This window comes from bacterium, from assembly GCA_016708025.1.
Lineage (GTDB): Bacteria > Zixibacteria > MSB-5A5 > GN15 > FEB-12 > FEB-12.
Window position 1 is genome coordinate 455,618 of record JADJGQ010000003.1, and the last position, 18,583, is coordinate 474,200.

13 protein-coding genes are annotated in these 18,583 nt (G+C 55.1%); 6 read left to right on the forward strand and 7 right to left on the reverse strand.

The genetic code is table 11. The features are described 5' to 3' along the window. Nucleotides 1-12 precede the first annotated feature (12 nt). The 3 genes from IPH75_13140 (at nt 13) to IPH75_13150 (ending at nt 7,057) form a co-directional block, all read left to right on the forward strand. The gene (locus IPH75_13140) at nt 13-1,713 is read left to right on the forward strand and encodes a hypothetical protein (protein ID MBK7143016.1); all 1,701 of its coding nucleotides are present in this window, start codon (nt 13-15) and stop codon (nt 1,711-1,713) included. A gap of 202 nt (nt 1,714-1,915) precedes the next feature. Next, nucleotides 1,916-4,453 carry a tail fiber domain-containing protein gene (locus tag IPH75_13145; protein MBK7143017.1) on the forward strand — a complete coding sequence of 846 codons (2,538 nt, stop codon included), beginning with the start codon at nt 1,916-1,918 and terminating at the stop codon, nt 4,451-4,453. A gap of 165 nt (nt 4,454-4,618) precedes the next feature. Next, a complete protein-coding gene (locus IPH75_13150; GenBank protein ID MBK7143018.1) occupies nt 4,619-7,057 on the forward strand; it encodes a tail fiber domain-containing protein in 2,439 nt (812 codons plus the stop codon). A gap of 91 nt (nt 7,058-7,148) precedes the next feature. Here IPH75_13150 and IPH75_13155 read toward each other — a convergent pair whose 3' ends face one another. From IPH75_13155 to IPH75_13180, 6 genes are read right to left on the reverse strand one after another with little or no spacing between them, the layout of a single operon-like run. Further along, nucleotides 7,149-7,574 (reverse strand): response regulator, encoded by a 426-nt coding sequence (locus IPH75_13155; GenBank protein ID MBK7143019.1) that lies wholly within the window; start codon nt 7,572-7,574, stop codon nt 7,149-7,151. 25 nt (nt 7,575-7,599) lie between these two features. Then, nucleotides 7,600-10,965 carry a PAS domain S-box protein gene (locus tag IPH75_13160; GenBank protein ID MBK7143020.1) on the reverse strand — a complete coding sequence of 1,122 codons (3,366 nt, stop codon included), beginning with the start codon at nt 10,963-10,965 and terminating at the stop codon, nt 7,600-7,602. Between the two features lie 8 nt (nt 10,966-10,973). Next, nucleotides 10,974-12,350 carry a response regulator gene (locus IPH75_13165; protein MBK7143021.1) on the reverse strand — a complete coding sequence of 459 codons (1,377 nt, stop codon included), beginning with the start codon at nt 12,348-12,350 and terminating at the stop codon, nt 10,974-10,976. Beyond that, nucleotides 12,347-13,174 carry an HDOD domain-containing protein gene (locus tag IPH75_13170; GenBank protein MBK7143022.1) on the reverse strand — a complete coding sequence of 276 codons (828 nt, stop codon included), beginning with the start codon at nt 13,172-13,174 and terminating at the stop codon, nt 12,347-12,349. The genes IPH75_13165 and IPH75_13170 overlap by 4 nt, the downstream gene beginning before the upstream one ends. A 4-nt stretch (nt 13,175-13,178) precedes the next feature. Then, nucleotides 13,179-13,724, reverse strand: coding sequence for a response regulator (locus IPH75_13175; GenBank protein MBK7143023.1), 546 nt, complete (start codon nt 13,722-13,724; stop codon nt 13,179-13,181). A gap of 10 nt (nt 13,725-13,734) precedes the next feature. Continuing rightward, complete coding sequence (locus IPH75_13180) at nt 13,735-15,402, reverse strand: response regulator (protein ID MBK7143024.1); 1,668 nt, start codon at nt 15,400-15,402, stop codon at nt 13,735-13,737. Nucleotides 15,403-15,756: 354 nt separating this feature from the next. Between IPH75_13180 and IPH75_13185 the strand changes: the two genes are divergently transcribed. From IPH75_13185 to IPH75_13195, 3 genes are all read left to right on the forward strand, one after another. After that, nucleotides 15,757-16,473, forward strand: a complete 717-nt coding sequence (locus IPH75_13185) for a hypothetical protein (protein ID MBK7143025.1) — start codon at nt 15,757-15,759, stop codon at nt 16,471-16,473. A 131-nt stretch (nt 16,474-16,604) separates the two neighbouring features. Then, the gene (locus tag IPH75_13190; protein MBK7143026.1) at nt 16,605-16,838 is read left to right on the forward strand and encodes a DUF4266 domain-containing protein; all 234 of its coding nucleotides are present in this window, start codon (nt 16,605-16,607) and stop codon (nt 16,836-16,838) included. Next, nucleotides 16,838-18,109, forward strand: coding sequence for a DUF3570 domain-containing protein (locus tag IPH75_13195; protein MBK7143027.1), 1,272 nt, complete (start codon nt 16,838-16,840; stop codon nt 18,107-18,109). The genes IPH75_13190 and IPH75_13195 overlap by 1 nt, the downstream gene beginning before the upstream one ends. A 46-nt stretch (nt 18,110-18,155) precedes the next feature. Here the strand turns inward: IPH75_13195 and IPH75_13200 are convergent, their stop codons facing one another. Next, nucleotides 18,156-18,572 carry an ATP-binding protein gene (locus tag IPH75_13200; protein MBK7143028.1) on the reverse strand — a complete coding sequence of 139 codons (417 nt, stop codon included), beginning with the start codon at nt 18,570-18,572 and terminating at the stop codon, nt 18,156-18,158. Nucleotides 18,573-18,583: the final 11 nt, after the last annotated feature.

Consider the following 18,583-nt stretch of genomic DNA (forward strand, 5'->3'; position numbering starts at 1 on the left):
GCAAATAAGCATATGACAAGTTCCCGATCCACTGGTTGGCTGAGCGCTCCCCTATTCATGGTGATCCTCGTTACCGGAATGGCGATGGCTCAATCTGATTCCTTGACCGCCAAGTCCTCCGGCTCGAGCTCTGCGCTCCGCTTCTCGGGTGAAATTGGGGCGTTTGGCGAACTCTACAATATGTCCGGCCGCCCCGACAACCGACCGTCATCCACCGGGCGGGTATTCCTCCGCTCCACTCTGACTGCCTGGGAATCCATCAGCACCAACCTGAATCTGGTTCTTTCAACCGAAGGGAATTCCGCGCGCCAGGAAATCAACCAGCTTGATTTCAATCCGCGGTGGCGTTGGGGTGAGATGCACCTCGGTGACTTCACGACCGAATACACCCCGCTTACGCTTAACGGCATTCGCGTCCGCGGCGGATCGCTGATGCTGCAGCCAGGGAAGTTCCGGCTCGGTCTGCTCTCCGGTCGAACCAACCGCTCCGTGTCGACTGATTCCGATCGGCGCAGCTACGAACGGACGATCTCTGGTGGAGTGATTGGGATCGGCCAAACCCAGGGGTCACACTTCAATCTCACTTTCCTCACGGCCCGAGACCGCCTTGGTTCGCTGGCAGATATTCCGACCGACACCACGATCGATACGCTCGGCATCGGCGATGATTCCACACAGAACCCGGTCAGTGTGACTCCGCAGGAGAATCTGGTTGTCTCGGCGTTGACAAACCTCAAGCTGTTTGATCGACATGTCACCTGGAGAAGTGAATTCAGCGCGAGTGCCATCACTCGTGATCGCCGCGCCGACCCGGTTGAGTCCGAAGATATCCCCGCTTTCCTCGCCGATATCTTCACCCCACGCGTCAGTAGCGGCGCTGATTACGCCTACACCACTGATCTGAATCTCGATCTCAAGAAGGTCGCGTTCACGGCGGGCTACAAATACATCGGCCCCGGCTATGTCTCCCTTGGAGTTACTTCTCTCCTCCCGGACCGCCAGACGGTCTCTGCCGGTATGCAATACCGTCATTCACGCGGCATGTTTAAGCTGGATGGCTCACACCAGACAGACAACCTGATCGACCAGAAGCTTGCAACAACGACTCGAACCCGCTTCTCCTCGGTCCTCACCTATCGTCTCGCCCGAGGCTGGAATGCCAATGCCGCTGTCACCGTGGCAGGTATGCAAAATGATGCCGCTGTGACCTCTTCCAAGGTCGATTACACCAGTCTGATGCTTCGCACTGGCCAAATCATGACTTTCTCGCGACGCCTCGGTCTCAAGATGCTGTCGCTCGACTATACGTATCAGCATGCCGAGGATCCCACCCCGGGTCGACAAACCAGTCGACTGGCCTCGCACTCGGCTACCCTCGGTAGTGCGATTGGCCTCACCGAATCATTGGAACTGACTGCTCAGTCAGGACTTGTCTCTTCGGAACGCGGCGACTCTCCTTCCGAATTATCACAAACCTATGCTCTCGGCCTCCGCAAATCTGCCTTGCAGGCGCGGCTGATGCTTTCAGCCACCACCACGATCGCCGTGCAATCGCCGCATACCTCTTTCCGCAATGCCTTGCGCGGAAACTACCGGCTGACTCAAACCCTGTCGATGACCGCCGAGGTGGAAACCACCCTGCTTCGAGGCGGTCCGTCCACCAATCAGTACGAGGAGATCGCCTCGCGCCTGATGGTGACCCGGCAATTCTGAACCAACTCGCCACCCTTCCCGAACATCACCTAACCGCTCCGTCTTTGCCGGTACCGTGATCGGCCTGCCGCGCTCCCTGAAAAGCGTTGACAACATGGAGCCCTAATGTATATTATTAAAGAAGTGTTAGGGCCGGGTCTGGCCCTCATACCGTCATCCAGTTACAGCATTACATCATTCAGCACCTAGTAAGGAGTGCCTCATGCGCCAGTTCCTCACTCTCCTGACCGTTCTTTGCCTGGCATTTACGGTCTCACCTATTCTGGCCGGTCCGATCGCCGACTCGCTCGCATTCCAGGGGCGTCTCACCGATGCATCGGATGTCCCGGTTCCCGATGGACCGCGTGACCTCACCATCTCCCTCTGGACTGACTCGGTCGGCGGCACTATGCTCCATAGTGAAGTCGTCGTTGTGACCGTCAGCAAAGGACTCTATTCGACCTGTATCGGCTGCGCCAGCAGCTCGTTTTTTGATATCTTCAAAAGCCAATCCGTTTACCTGCAGGTACAATTGGCCGGATCACCACCGATGACCCCGCGCACCCAGATGCGGAGCGTACCGTTCTCGGTCTCATCGTCGAGCCTTCATAATCAGGGCACAATGCCCGGCGGTTCCGTTATTAGTGCCGCGGTCAGTTCTGTCGGAAACCTCGCCGGTGGCGGCGGCGGTGCAGCAGCCGCTTCGTATGCGCGACTCGCCGCAGATAGTGATGGCGATGGTCATGACGACTTTGTCATCACCGATAGCGCCAGAACGGATGGCGCTCATTCGGTCATGGGTGGGGATCTGGACGGTGACGGAATCCCGGACGTTGCCATTGCCTCAGTGGTGCGTCCCACAACCGCCAGTCTCGCCATCAAAACCAAGGGGACCAGCGCCCAGCGCCTTAGCGCTGGCGGCGACTGCGACGATACCGACTCTGAGATATACGCAGACTGCGACGACGACAATGACGGCATTGTCGACCGCTCCGCTGCCTTGCGCATTACCCCAACCACATCGAGTCTGGCTATCAATAGCAAAGGGACCAGCGCCAAGCGACTGCGCGCCGGCGGTGATTGCGACGACACAGACTCCGAACTCTATACCGACTGCGACGACGACGACGATGGTCTCATAGACCGGTCAGCTGCCTTACGTATTACTCCAACCACCTCGAGTCTGGCGATCAAAACCAAAGGTACCAGCGCCCAACGCCTCAGCGGCGGCACAGACTGCGACGACTTGAGCGCGACCAATTACCTCGACTCTGACGACGACGGTGATGGCATCCCCGAAGATGAAATCGAGTCATCAGTCATGCCCGGAACCTGCAGCGTGGCCATTAAAACCAAAGGGACTGGCGCCGACGCAAATCGCGTCGTCACAACCACCACGCCGGACTCTGTAGTCACCGAACAAACCTTTGAGTTCGAAAACTCCCTCCTCATGCCTGCTCTGATGAAGGCCAAAGAAAAGGCCAATCGAACCAAGTGCTCCAACAATCTGCGCTATCAGTCACCGGTCACTGTCCATGAAGGCGAACTGGCCGTTGATTCCACCGGCTCTGGATTGAACATGTTCTCCGACGACGATGGCGACGGTATCCCGGAGTCCTCAGTAAAGGTCGGCTCGGGTGCATCGCTTCTCGGAGGCGCACTTCCAGGTGGAGCGGTCTTATCGGCACGCTGCGACATTGACGATGACGGCGATGCCGAAGGCGAGATTGTGTCCTCCGTCGTGCCAGGTACGTCCGCTGTAGCCATCAAAACCAAGGGGACCGGCGCTGACAAAAACCGGACAGCAGCAAGCTCCTGCGACGACAGCTCGGCGGTCGACTATTTGGATATCGATGATGACGCCGACGGCATCTCAGAGGCATATGCGGTGAGTTCCGTTGTCGCAGGGTCCGGCGGCGGCGGAGGTGGCGCCGCATCAGCTTCTTACGCCGCGACTGGACGTTGGTACACTGACTCCGACGATGATGGTGTCCCGGAAGGTGACATTGAAGCAATAGTCACTCCCACGACCAACAGTGTCGCTATCAAGACCAAAGGGACCGGTGCCGATGCGAATCGCGTTGTGATCACGCAAACCACCGATACCACTCGTGCATCTACGGTCACATCTGTCGATCTCGATGGCGACGGACTTGCGGACAGATCAGTAACTATGGACTGCGATGATACCGACGGCGGCATAACCGTAGAAGGCGCTTCCAGCGCGGTTAAAATCAAACACAAAGGCTGGGATGGCTTGATCTACGGGCGTATGGCCATCGAAACCGGCGGCAACATTGAAGTTGATTTCGGCGGTAACGGTGTCGGCTTCGTGTCTCAACGGTTTGGCATAGGCGTACTCTCGCCGACGAATCCGCTTGAACACTCTTCAGGCGCGCACTTGACAGCCGGTGGCGTCTGGACCAACGCGTCAGATGAAAATCTCAAAGAGAACTTCCAGCCGGTTGATGGCGCTGAACTGCTCGAGAAGATCGAACAGCTCCCAATTTCCGAGTGGAACTACAAAACTGAATCCGACGAGATCAAGCATATCGGCCCGACCGCCCAGGATTTCCAGGCGACGTTCGGAGTCGGTTCTGATGGCAAGTCGATCTCGACGATCGATCCTTCCGGCATCGCCCTGGCCGCGATTAAGGAACTCAAGAAAGAGAATACCGAACTGAAGAAGCAAATCGAAGAACTCTCTGGCCTGAAGAACGAAATTGAGCAACTCAAGAAGCTGCTCATGGAAAAGAAGTAAACACCATCTGTTGATGGTTTCTTGATTCCGGGGGCGAGTCTTCTATCGACTCGCCCTTTTTACACGCACTACTGCCTGTGACTTTCATTCCGCGCACAGGCCAAAATCTACTTCCGATGATAAGAACGCTGTAAACGATAATTGGGATCACCAAAGGAGTACCGTATGCGTCGCACTCTCGTCTGGAGCCTCACCTTCATCGTGGCCGCCCTTGCTTTTGTCGGCGCTGCGACAGGAGCCCCCTCTACTGTTAGCTACCAGGGTCGTCTCACCAGCTCGTCGGGCACTCCGGTCGCCGATGGCTCCTACTCTATCACCTTCAGCATCTGGACTGACTCGGTCGCCGGCTCAATGATCTGGAGCGAATCACAGACTGTCCAGGTAACCGGCGGTGGGGGACTCTTCTCCACCCAGTTGGGCGGCCTTCAGCCGCTCGGAGGAGAGTTGATCATTCATGCTGACGACGAACTCTTTCTTCAGACCGCCGTTTCGGGTACGCCGCTCTTACCCAGGTTGGCCCTGGGATCGGTTCCGCATGCCTTTGTGTCTTCCAGCGTGAGTCAGACTGTACCGGGGAAAGGCTCTGTTCACATGGGCGTGGGAGAAGACACGACCAAGATCATCACAACCCATGAGAGCTTCTCTAATCTCCTCGACTCCTACGTTCACCTCACCGATGATCGCGCACTCATGGGACTAAAGTCCTACAACCCATCACAATCATATCGGGGCTCCAGTAATAGTGAGATCTCTGGAAGTGTTATTCGGAACTTTCTTGATCTCGATGATGACGCTGATGGCGTCCCGGATGTCGTGGAAGATATGTCGGTCCAGCCTGGAACCGCTACTCTGAGTGTCAGTTCGTCAAAGAGACGTTTTAATCTGATGGACGCCTTCCCTCAGCGCTTTGTGGTGAGTGCCCACGACTCAGACACGGCCAGTTCGGTCAGTTCTGCGTTGGAATCAGACGCGGATGCTGACGGCATCGCTAATGGAAGCGTCTGGGCAAAGGTCGACAACACCGACGTGATCAGTGTCGCCGGAGTTGATGTCGATGAAGACGGCGACACCGATGTTGGCAACTCTTCCTCGGCCAAGATTTCACGTTCGATTCTCAAGACCTTCTTTGAGCGCGGCGATAAACCGACGCAAAGCCAGATCGTTGACAGCGTCGACGAGAACGGCGCATATCATGGCACCACTCGGTACACCGGTTCAGACTTTGAAAGATTCCATGTCAGCCTGATGCCGGACTCGGCTGTCGTTTCAACTGAAGCAAGCAATCCCGATGGGTCATCTTCGAGCCGCATGCGAGTCCGTGTCAACGAACTCGAAGCAAGACTACAGTCAATAGGAATACTGGCCAGGTCAAGCTCCACGAGTTCGCTCACGCCGGATTCGGCTTCTGAGACAATTGAAGTACATGGTGCTGGCGCACAAATTGGAAGAGTCGTCTCTGTTTCGTCGAGCACCGATATCGACAGTGCAGTGACCGAGATCCTCGGGCAGGATGCGACTAGCGCTGGCAGTATTCGACTCACCGCGCAACCAGCCGGACCGACTGTGGTGAATCTTTCGAGTATGGATGCCTCCTCCGGCACGCCCATCATAAAGGGTAGTGCCCTCATGACCTCATCCCCCAGCAGTGTTGCACACTCACTGGAGTGGGATGAAGATGGAGATGGTGTCTTTGATCGCCGGGTCACCGAAGATTGCGATGATGACGACGCCGGAATCTCTATTCAGGCCGGTGTTGCCATTCCCAAGTTCATCAACGTCACAGCCCAGGCTCAGGCTGCCGCGCAAAAGGCTGATATCGGAATGTTGATGGGAGTCGGCTCGGATACTACCATAAAAATCGGTGCCGATGATGATGAGGCTGGAGTCACCATACAGTCCGGAGTCGCCATTCCGAGGTTCATCGAAATGAATGCCAAATCGCAGAGTTCAGCCCATCAAGCCAGCGTTGGACTTGTTATGGGCGCCGGCCCCGATACTGCGGTCGCAGTTTACAGCGACGAATCAGAAACTAAGCTCAGATTCAAGGCACCCCAATCCGGCCATTATACCTTTGATTTTGCATTCACGCCCGCCAGTGGTTCGGTCTCTATGACTGATTCACTTGGCGCGATCTCCATGCAAATGGACGGCGATGGTCGCTTGGGAGTTGGCGGACCGGCTCATGCCAACAATCCCATTGATCATCCCTCCAGTGGGGCACACTTGACTTCCGGCGGTGTCTGGACCAACGCGTCCGACGAAAATCTCAAAGAGAATTTCAGGATGGTAAATGGCGAAGAACTCCTGGAGAAGCTCGAAGAACTTCCGATCAGCCAGTGGAACTACAAGAGTGAATCTGACAATGTGACCCACATCGGCCCGACCGCGCAAGACTTCCAGAAAGTCTTTGGCGTTGGCGAGAACGACAAGACCATCTCGACTATTGATCCCTCCGGTATCGCTCTTGCCGCGATCAAAGAGCTGAATAAACAGAACCTTCAACTCCATGAAGAGAGCAAGAAGATCAGGAAAGAAAATGAACGACTGCAGAAAGAGCTGAATGAGTTGAGAGCCAGAGTCGACAAACTGATCTCCGGCAAATAGACTATCATCACCCGAATGACCACAGGCCAGGCATCATGCCTGGCCTGTTTTGTGACAACCCAAAAGAAGGAGATGTCCCAGCTACCAGGACTCACTTGGTTGTGGTCGTTCGAACATACTCTTCCAGCGACTGCCGGATCATGCTTCGAAGGCTGTCGTCATCCCATGGCTTCGTGAGAAATTTGTGGCAATGCAGAATGCTGTCGGCGATCGGTTGAGGAACCGACTGGGCTTTGGTCGCTCCCGTCAGCATGATCCGGATACAGCGCGGATTCCGAGACTCCATGACAGCCAGCAACTCTGCGCCTGTCATTTCCGGCATGGTGTAATCGCTGATCACCACCGCAAACTCGTGCGTCGCCATTAACTGCATCGCCGACATACAGTCATTAGCCGTGAACAGGGTATATGGTTCGCGGCGCAATGCTCGCTGTAGCGCATTTAGAATAGACGGTTCATCATCCACCAGCAGGATGGCGTGCTTTCCCGCTTCTCCCTGCCCTTCATTCCCACTCATCGAAACCCCCAATTATATCAATTTTTCACTCTTGCTGACTCGACCCGTTTCCGCTGCTCACAATTGCGACGGTGCCCTCAACGATTCGACTCGTTGGCTGGACCGGCTGATCAATTATTCTGTCAATCGCCGCAAGAAGCTCTTCCGGCTGGAACGGCTTTTGCAGAAGCTCACAATCATCTCCCACCACGCCATTCCTTCCTAACACGTCATCTGTGTAACCTGACATGTACAGTGATCGACATCCGGGATACCGCGATCGCACCAGATCCCCCAACTGACGGCCATTCATCCCCGGCATAATAATGTCAGTGATCAGAATGTCAGGAGTGATCTCCCGCCGTCGCAGCATCTCGATCGCTTCCTCGCCCGAAGATGCCTCGATCACCTGATGCCCGGATTGCTCAAGCACTCGCCGTACCAACTGCCTGATCGCATGTTCATCCTCGACGAGACAAACCAGTTTGCTGCCTCTCGCGATTAAAGACTGGCCAGTTTTGTCCTTCGGTGACACTTCGATATGCGATACTGGTTCCGCTGGTAACCAGACTTCAAACGTTGTTCCTTCTCCGACCGCACTCTGTACTGTAACTACGCCATTTGCCTGATGGACTATGCCATAAACGGTAGAAAGTCCCAATCCTGTCCCCTTGCCGACCTCCTTGGTCGTGAAGAACGGATCGAAGACGCGGTCCATGGTTGCCTGATCCATACCGCACCCGGTGTCGCTACAGATCAATTGCACATGCGCAGTCAGATCCGTGAAATCGTTGGCTGATAATAGTGGAGCCATCCCCAGAATCGCCTTGGTCCTCAGGGTGATCTTCCCTCCCTGCGGCATCGCATCTCGCGCGTTCACCACCAGATTCAGGATCACCTGCTCAAGTTGCGCGGGGTCGATCACGACATGCGGAATGTGCGGGTCAAATTCAGTTGTGAGGATGATATTTTCGTCCAGGATACGGCTTAACATCTTTCGTAAATTGTCGATGATCGCATTCACATTAATCGACTGCGGTCGACTTATCTGCTTCCTGCTGTATGCCAGCAGTTGCCGGGTTAACGAAGCGGCCCGATTGCCGGTCTCCAGTATCTGCGCTATATCTTCCCGGTGAGGGTTATCTTCAGGAAAGTGTTTGAGTAACATATGGCTGTGGCCGATGATCACGGTCAACAGGTTATTGAAATCGTGAGCGATCCCACCGGCCAGAATTCCGACTGCCTCCAACTTTTGCGATTGCAGCAACTGCTGTTCGAGATTCCTCTGCAGCGTCATGTCATGTTTGACCGCCACGAAGTGCGCGATCTTTCCCTGACTATCCAAAACAGGCGAAATGGTCGCGCGCTCAACGAACTCATGACCATCCTTGGCGACATTGATCAATTCACCGCGCCAGATCTGACCGGAGGTGATCGTCGACCAGAGTCGCGAATAGAATTCGCTGCTCAGTTTGCCGCTCTTCAGAACAGCCGGAGTTTTGCCGATCGCCTCTTCTGTGCTATAACCGGTCACTCGCGAGAAAGCCGGATTGCAGTACTCGATCGTCCCGAGTGGATCGGTCACTACGATCGCTTCATCTGCTGCCTCGATCGCCGCATTCAACAGCGACTGCCGCAGCACCATTCGATAGTGTTCATCAACGTCGTAGACGATCCCCTCAAGAAACGCCTGCAGGCCATCTGACGAGCTTGAAGGGCTTGCTTGCTCCATCACCCATCGAAAGGTCCCGTCTTTGTGCTGGACACGGTACGAGACATTAAGCGGCATCTGCGACTCGATCGCCTCTTCCCGAGCGCGCTCTACTGCCCCCTGATCGCCCGGATGGATCAAGGGCATTTCGCTGCTATTTACACAAAGGATAAGCTCTTCCGGCGAATAGCCGAAAATTCGCGTCGAACCTCCGCTCGCGAATTCCAGCAGACGCTCGGGACGCATCTGGCGTCGGAAGGCCATCCCCGGCAGATTGTTCATCAGCGATGCCAGCATTCGCTCGCTCTCGCGCAGCGCCTGTTCCGCCTGATTCCGCTGCGATATATCGCGGCACACGCAAAAGATCAGCTTCTGTCCATTGCAGGTCGCTCCGTTGCTCGTGATCTCGACATCCACAAGACTGCCGTCTTTCTGGCGCATGCGGGTTTCAAATTTCTCTCCGGCCGCGTCCGACTTCCTCAGCATTTCGAGAAGTTCTTCTGGCGTCCATGTGGTGTCCCAGTCCCATACATGCAGTGAAGCGGTTTCCTCGACCGTGTACCCGAGCATCTCAGCGAATCGGTTATTGCTTTCGTAGACCGCACCCGTTTCCGTCAACACGACAATGCCATCTCTCGACTGCTCGATCAGGATCCGACGGCGGATCGCTTCCTCCGCCAGCATTCGGTCGGTATCTTTTCGATCTGAGATGTCGCGCACGAAAACCAGGATCGCCGGCTCTCCATCCATGCCGATAACCGTGGCCGTGATCTCCGAATCGCACATCGTCCCATCAGCCTTGACTAGACGTAGCTCCATCGGCGCAAAATGCGTTTCGCCATCCGAACGCCGATTGATCCGTTCGATCACCTCCAGATGCTGTTCTGGGTCGACAAAGTTCAGAACACTCTGACCAAGCAGTGACTCGTCTCTTCCCACACGGAGAATGTCACGCATCGTGCTGTTGAGATAGACTATGATTCCGCTCCGATGAACGATGATCCCATCTGGAGTTGTTTCGATCATTGCCCGAAAACGTTCTTCACTCTCTCTCAGCCGCTGCATTGCGTCGCGTTGCTCCGTGACGTCAAAACAGACGCCCACAAATCCGCTGATCCGGCCGTCTGCTTCACGAAGCGGACGTCCGCCATCCCTGATCCACCGATACTTCCCGTCGTATCTTCTTGCCCGATACTCCAGGTTCATTGACTGTCCACCTTCTATCGCCTTGGATAGCCGGGCCGTGTACAATGGAAGATCCTCTGTATGGATCACCGACTCCCAGTTTTCTCCCGTCTCCTCGACCAGAGATCGACCGGTGAATTCAAGCCAGCGTTGATTGCAGTAGATTCGCTTGCCCGTGGCGTCGGTTCGCCAGGCCATTGCCGGGATCCCCTCGAGCAACGAATGGTAGTTGTCTCGCTCAGACTCGACCTGGCGAAGCAGTTGTTGGTAACCCTGGTCGAAATAGCGGTCAAAAAGTCTGTTGAAGTACCACGCCATGGTCGCTACTACCGCAACCAGGAGCGATGCCCCGACCAGTGAGGTAATAAAGTCTGTTAGATGCTCCAACTGATACTCGCGTACTAGTTGCCGTCCAAAATGCTCCCAGATTAAAACGCGCACGACGACAAACGCAGGAACTGAAATGACTATCCAGAGCCAAACCTTCCCTTGAAACTCCCGTCTCCAGTTTTGCACCGTTTGCTTCATGCAGGATCGACGTGCCCTTCCTGGCGACGCGGCTTACGCATCACCCAGATCTCTCCCGCCGCCGGATCCAGACGAACGATCGCCCTGATCCGGGCGATATTCTGGGCAGTCAGGCAAGTGCCGCTGGCCGCCAGCAATGATCCGGTCATCGTATAAAGATCGCGGGCCAATATGTAGTTTGGCGCAAGATCGGAAGGACCGATTCGCAAAATATTGTCGTTCGCGCGACGGTCATTCATTCGATTGATGTAATCCAGAGTGATCTGAACCAGCCGTGACGGGAAATCCTGATCTGCCATCTCGGCGATCGTCTGACACGCAAATTGGAACGCAAATTCCGGACTTCGCGACGGACGCATGATCAAATGGTCGTAGGCATCAACGATTCCCACGATATAGCTCTCGGTGAGCGTGGAAAGCCCTTTCTGCCCTGTTGGGAAGCCACTGCCATTATACCGTTCGTGATGTTGCTGAATGATCGTCGCGATCCGATCGTAGTAGCTGATCCCCTTCAAGTAATCCGTGCCGCTTTGCGGGTGCGTTTTGTACAGATCCAGCTCTTCCCGACTATAGTCGGCCGCATGCTTTTCTACCAGGAAGATCGGGAAGCCGAGCTTGCCGCCATCATGCAACAACGCTGCTATCTCGAGATCGCGAATCTCCTGACGGCCCAGCTTGCAGAGCTTGCCTATCTCGACCGCGTGTTCCGCGACGCGCCGACTATGGCTTCCCAATTCCGGACGGGCCGACTGGATCAACGTAAAGAAAACTTTGGTGCTGGAATACAGCGCGTCCTCGAGTTGTTCATTCAGGGCGCGGGCAGTATACAGCGCATCAGCAAGCTGGGTTGTTCTCGCTTGCACCTGCTCCTCGAGTTCATTGTTGGCTGCTTCGAGTCTGGCGTTCTGTTGCTGCGTCAGCACGAGGAGACGACGGTTTTCATCATGCAGACGGCCATACTCCACTGCCTGACGGACCGCCAACCGGAGTTCCTCATCCTTCCACGGTTTGAGGAGAAACCGGTAGATCTCTCCGTCGTTGACTGCCTTTTGAACCGCCGCCAGATCGGCCTGGCCGGTGAGCATAAGACGGACAGCGCGTGGCCGCTTTTCCTTGACTCGCGCGAGGAACTCCGCTCCGGTCATCTGCGGCATCCGATGATCCGAGACTATAACATCTATACAATGCGCACTGAGGGTTTCGAGCGCCTCTTTGGGCGAACCGACAAAGTGGCAATGCAACCCGGCCTCATTGTGAAATACGCGTTGAAGCGCACGCAACACCGGTGCTTCATCATCTAAAAACAGCACTTCCGCGGTGGACTGTGTCGCCTCAGCCTGCTCCCGCTGCGGTTCTTCTGTCAATGTGGTCATGTCCGCTCCAGAGTCGACAGTTGGTATTCCACTTCTTCCGGCAACTGCCGGGCGATCTCCTGCTGGTCCGCAGGAAGATCAGCTGTTTCCATCGAACCAATGGCAGGACACGAAAGACCGGTAGCTCGTGCCAGATAGTCAGCCGTCGAGAGTATTTTGTGAGGTGATTCGAACTCCTGCTCCACCGCTTCCGCGTGGTGGTGCTGGACGATCTCCACGATCAGTTTGGGGAAACGCCAGTTAGTGCACAGCGATGCGGCGATCTCCGCATGTGACCCGTGAAACAGCCGCTGTTCCACTTGCCAGTAATCTTCGTTGGTGTGCCGCATGGTGTTGACGATCGCTTTCCAGGACTCCGGCCAGTGATAAGCGACAATGACCTTACCGATGTCGTGGATCAAACCGGCCAGATACAATGAGTCAGCCATCGACGTGAGCTTGTGCACCGCCAACTTGTGAGCGGCAATCGCGGTGGCATTCGAGTGTTTCCAGAATTCCGACATGTCAAAAACATCCACCCGAGGATGCAGAGCGGAGAGACCGGTCATCAGCGAAGCAGCCGTGGTAATATTCTTGATCGTATTCATCCCCAGCACCAGCACCGCCTCCTTGACACTCAATACCGGACGGGCCAGCATATAAAACGGCGAATTCGCCAGATGAACCACGCGCATAGAGAGCGAAGGATCAGCGCTGATCACATTGGCAAGCTCGGTCGCCGATGCACTGTCATCATTCAACAATGAAAACAGCCTGGTCGTCACCTTCGGAAAGGGAGGTAGTGCCGAAAGATGGTCTACAACATCTGAGATCGATTGCGTCATTAATTCACTCCACCATCAATTCAGGTGTTTCCGCTTGTTTCCGTGACTCCAGCGTCATGATCCGCTGGATCTCGGGTGGTGCCGTCGCAAGAACTTCCGGATGCTGTTTCTGGAGGTACACGAGGACCAACTCCATTTCAGTCAGTTGGTTCTTCAGGCTGGCGACATCCTGCCGCAGCTTATAATGAGCGAGCGCTATATAAACATTGGCCTTGAGGTCGCTGTCGGTCCACGGCTTAAGCAGGAATCGGAAGGCTTCTCCCTGGTTGACCGCTCCAAGCACTGCCTGCATATCCGACTGTCCCGAGAGAATGATGCGCAACGTGTCCGGCCAACTGTCGCGGATCTTTTTGATCAGCTCAACGCCGGTCATCCGCGGCATGATATTATCAGTCACTACCAACTGGACCGGACGCGAACGCAACAGCTCCAGCGCTTCTTCACCGCCGGATGCCACCAGAACATCGAATGACTCCCGGTGAAACAGGCGGGTCAACGAACGGAGTATGTTCGGTTCATCATCCACAAATAGTACACTGTAACGATCCATCCGTCGTTCCTCACACCGTTTCCGCCTCTACCGGAGTCAACACGCCGGGGAGAGGAAGTTCTATGCTAAAGGTTGTCCCCCTGCCAGATTCACTTGTCACACTGATATGGCCGCCGTGCCGCTGGATTATCCCATAGGAGATGCTGAGCCCCATACCCGTCCCTTTGCCCGGCGGCTTGGTCGTAAAAAACGGATCGAAAATGCGCGACAAATGCTTGTCGGGTATTCCGGCGCCGTTGTCACGTATCTGGATCTTGATCACATTGTTGCGTTCTGAAGTGCTGATCGTGAGAATTCCCGTGTTCTCCACCGCATGCGCCGAGTTCACGAACATATTCGTGAAGACCTGAACCAGTTGATTCGGAAAGCAGGAGAGGTCCGACAGTTCACCGAATTCGCGCACTATCTCCAGCTTGTATTTCGTTTCGTTGCGCACCAGGTTCAGAGCATCGTCCAATAGACTGTTGATCTGGCAAACCTGCGGTACGTCTCCCTCCACTCTTGCGAAGGTCTTGAGATCGGTGACGATCTTCGAGACGCGCATCAACCCATCCAGCGTCTCTTTCATCAGACCGCTGATATCCCCAAAGATATATTCGATATCAAGTGACTGCCGTGTCGAGCTGACGCGTTCCTGCAGATGCTGGGGTAATTGCACGGCGCGAGTCGTCTCTTCGAGCGCTGTCGTATACAATTTCACCGCTTCCACATATTGCGCCAGGGAGTTGCAGTTGCTGATGACAAACCCCAGCGGATTGTTGATCTCGTGCGCGACCCCTGCGGCCAGTTCGCCGATCGAGGCCAACTTGGCCGTCTGAAGCAACCGCCGCTGCAGGATCTCCCGCTCGGTTACATCGTGGACGATCAACACAACCGCCGCAATACTCTCTTTATGTTTGATCGCATAGGCGATCAGGTCGAGGCGCTTTTCAGTGATCGAATTCGTGAAAGTGTCGCGCTGCATCTCCCCCGTGGCCAGTACCTCTCGCGCCGCACGAAGCATCGGCTCGCGACACGCGTCCGGCAATAACTGGCTCAACGGATGACCGTGATACCCAGCCACCAACGGGCTGATCATCCCCAACAGCTGGACTGCAAATTCATTTAGCAGATGGGTGCATTGGTTGTTGTCGATTGCCACCAGACCAAAGTTCGCGTTCCGGATTATTCCCTGGAGCAGCTCTTTTTCTGCAAAGAGTCGTTCGGTCCGGAAAGCCAGCTCGCGATGTTGCTCCGCAACTTCCGATTCAAGTTGCCGCCGTGCGATCACCAGGTCGCGCTCGATACACGCTTGCTGATAGGCTCGATCAACCAGCGTCAGTAGCTGATCGGGTGTAAACGGCTTTTCGAGAAATCCGAACGGACGAAGTCGTATTGCCTGCGAGACGGATTCATATTCCGCAAAGCCCGTGATGAATATCACCGGGATAGTGGAATCAACAGCGAGGATCTGTTCCGCGACCTCTACCCCCGAAAGTCCGGGCATCCGAATATCAGTGATGATCAACCCAAAGGCATTCGTGTGGATCAACTCGATCGCTTTTGCTCCATCACCGACCGATTCACATGAAAAGCCGGAGGCGATGATCGCTCGCTGCAGCAGATCACGTATCTCCTTTTCATCGTCGATGAGGAGAACCCGAAACGCCAGCTTTTGTCGCTGCTCTGCAGACATCATTCAGATAGCCACCCCTTTTTGGATAAAAAAGCATCAATCGGACCACATTACTTAAGGTCGACAAATCAAGCAATACCTTGACTTGATTCCATAGATTCAACAATCCACCTCGGCGGCGACGATAGAATAGTATTGAGGAGTGTGATTTTGCTGCCGCTCGCTAGAAAGTCGCCTGGCAAAATCCACTTTCTCTCGCTAAGGGATTGCCTGGCAATTTGATATGTCGAAGATTCTTTTTCTAAGATTTCGCCTGTTCCGTTCCGAAACATGGAGTAGCCCGGTAGATGTCGCGATTTCTTGTTCGCCGACTCAGGAAAGTCTGCCGGCCAGTCAAGCAAGCAAAAGGAGATGTCCATGAAACGGATCAATCTGCTGTCGGCCCTCGCCCTGCTGTTGGTTGCCGGTTCCCTGATGGCCGCCAACCCAAAGTCCAAGTCGGACTACAGTAATGGAAGTGCTTCGTCACCCACTATCCGCGCTTTCACCGGGCAGGTGCTCACCGGATATTATGCCGGTGTTGGTTTACACTGCAGTGGAACACTCAATCACTTTGCGGTAGGGTTTCCTTTCAGTGTACGGTTCGGTCTCGGTTACGCACGCGTAGCGACTGGCGATGCCGTCGCGGCTCGTCGCATTTTCATCGACAACAACACCAACGGCTCGCCGCGAGGCTGGGCTAAGTTGTGGGATACTCGACTTGATGTGCTTTATCCCGTGAAGATCGCCTCACTGCAATACTCCAATGTCTATGGCGGCGTGCGTCACGCCTATTATAACTCGCACTTCGAGTACATCGGCGGCAACGAGACGTTTGATGTTACCACCAATGCCTGGGGTCTTGGCGGCGGTCTGGAATCCTCATTCCCGGTCAGTCCGCGCGTTTCGATGTTGTTCACGGTCGGTGCGGATTATTATTTCCGGAGTGAACTCTCCGGCCATGACACCTATTACCGTCCGAACGGCGACGACCTGCATGCCAAGGAAGATTACACCTATGATGACGCCGATGCAGCGATCGCTCAGCCCGATGTTGAGGTGCGGCTGATGTTCGGTGTCTCGTACAAGTTTTAGTGCAGAGTCCTCGACAGCGTCTGGCCAGGTCCTCGGCCACGCTCCTCCATGCTTGTTCGTGTTAACCTGAACCGAAAGGGGCCGTTCAACCGGCCTCTTTCGTACCAATGGACGGGACTATGCAGAATATCATGAGACTGAATACGCGCGCAATGATGTGTGCTGCTTTGGTACTGACGGGATCTCTGCTGATTGGCGGTTGTGCCACCAGTGGACAGATCTGCACCAAGCCTCCGGTCGCCGCCGAAGAGTTGCAACTCGATAAGCAGCTCAGCAAAGAGATCATCGACGACCACATTTACTTCTCGAAAGAAGCCTCCAGTGGTGGTCGGTCGTTTGGCGGAGGCGGATGTGGGTGTAACTGATGCGCATCAAACCGATCAAACATGCGCTGGCGTCGCTCACCGCTGTGGTACTTGGTTCGACCGCGCTCACCACGCACGCCCAAAATCGCTCGGAAAGCTCCATCCTCTTCTATAGTGAAAAGGATCGGATCAAGGCGACCGAGGCGATGTTCAACCTGACCAGGCAGCTTAAGAATCAGTTTACTCTGAATCTGAATCTGACCTATGATGGTCTGACCGGAGCTTCGCCGACCGGCGGTTCTCCCTCAAAGTATCCGATGACCATTACCCGGTCATCGGGCGGCGGCCGCGTGGTGACTGCCGCAGGAGAGATCCCGATCGACAAGAGCTTCCAGGATACTCGCTTTTCCGGCGACATGGCGCTTTCGCGCAGATTCTGGGAGCGCACCACTTTTACCGTGGGATTGCACCTCTCCAGCGAACATGACTACAAGTCGACCGGTTTCAGCGGCGCCGTCTCTCAGGAATTCGATGGCGGCAAAACTGCCCTCAGCCTCTCCGGTTCGATCGCTCGGGACAATGTCTCCATGCTTGGTGGCATGCCGGAGCCGTTTACCGATATCACGGCAGAGGATGAAGATGATGGCGAGCGACGACTCGGACGAGATGGCCGTCGCAAGACCACCTATGACCTGGTCGCAGGGGTCACTCGCATTCTTGGCAAACGGACCATGCTCCGTTTTAACTATTCGCTATCGGATGCCTCCGGCTACCTGACCGATCCTTACAAGATCATCAGTGTGGTACAGCCAGTTGACTCCGCCGATCCGGGCGAACCAGTGCAGAACCTGCATGAAAAGCGTCCCGACCGAAGAACCGGCAACGCGCTCTTTGGTCAGCTACGCCACTCGATCTCTTTGGGAGTTCTCGATGCTTCCTATCGATACTTCTGGGATGATTGGGGAGTTGTTTCGCATACTACTACTTTTTCCCTGCGCCACGACTTTGGAAAATCCGGCGCGGTGAAACCGTCGATCCGATGGTACCAGCAGTCTCGTGCGGATTTCTCCCGCCCATTCCTGGTTCAGGGAGTGCCGTTACCGCAGTATGCTTCGGCCGACAGCCGTCTGGCCAAATTCTCAGGATTAACCTACGGACTTGGCTACGACCTGCCGATCTCGCTCGCCTCTACCCTGCAACTGTCGTTGGAGTGGTACTCGCAGAGCGGAGACCCAAGCCCGCCGGAAGCGTTCGGACCGCTGCAGGAGTTTGATCTCTTTCCCGACCTGAAAGCGTTTATGCTCCGCATCGGTTATGCCAAAGACTTTTGATCCTCGCAAGGCCCGACTTCAGTCGGGCCTTTTGCATGCCCACGTTTTAGCTGGATACGGGATATCGTTTGCGGAAGGTGATAATGCTGTTCCCCGATTCATGCCGGTAACCCAGCTGATCGGCGAACTTTCTGACCAGGTGGAGCCCCATTCCACCGTGGCGGCGTTTTTCTATCGGAACATCCAGATCCGGAAGTGAGACAGTAGTGATATCAAACAGCTCTGCATCGAAGTCGGTCATCTCAAGTTCAATCCACTCCTCGGTTTGCTCCAGAGTGATCCGAACCGGCTGATGACTCTTTGTGCTGTACTTCACAAGGTTGGTGAAAAGTTCTTCGGCGGCCACAGTCAGTGCAAACGCGGTCTGTTCGTCGAGTGCCCCTTGCCGGGCGAAATCGCCGACAAATCCAAACAGGTCATCGACCGACCCCGCCTCTTTGCGCAGCACACAGGTCATTTTCATGCCGCTATCCC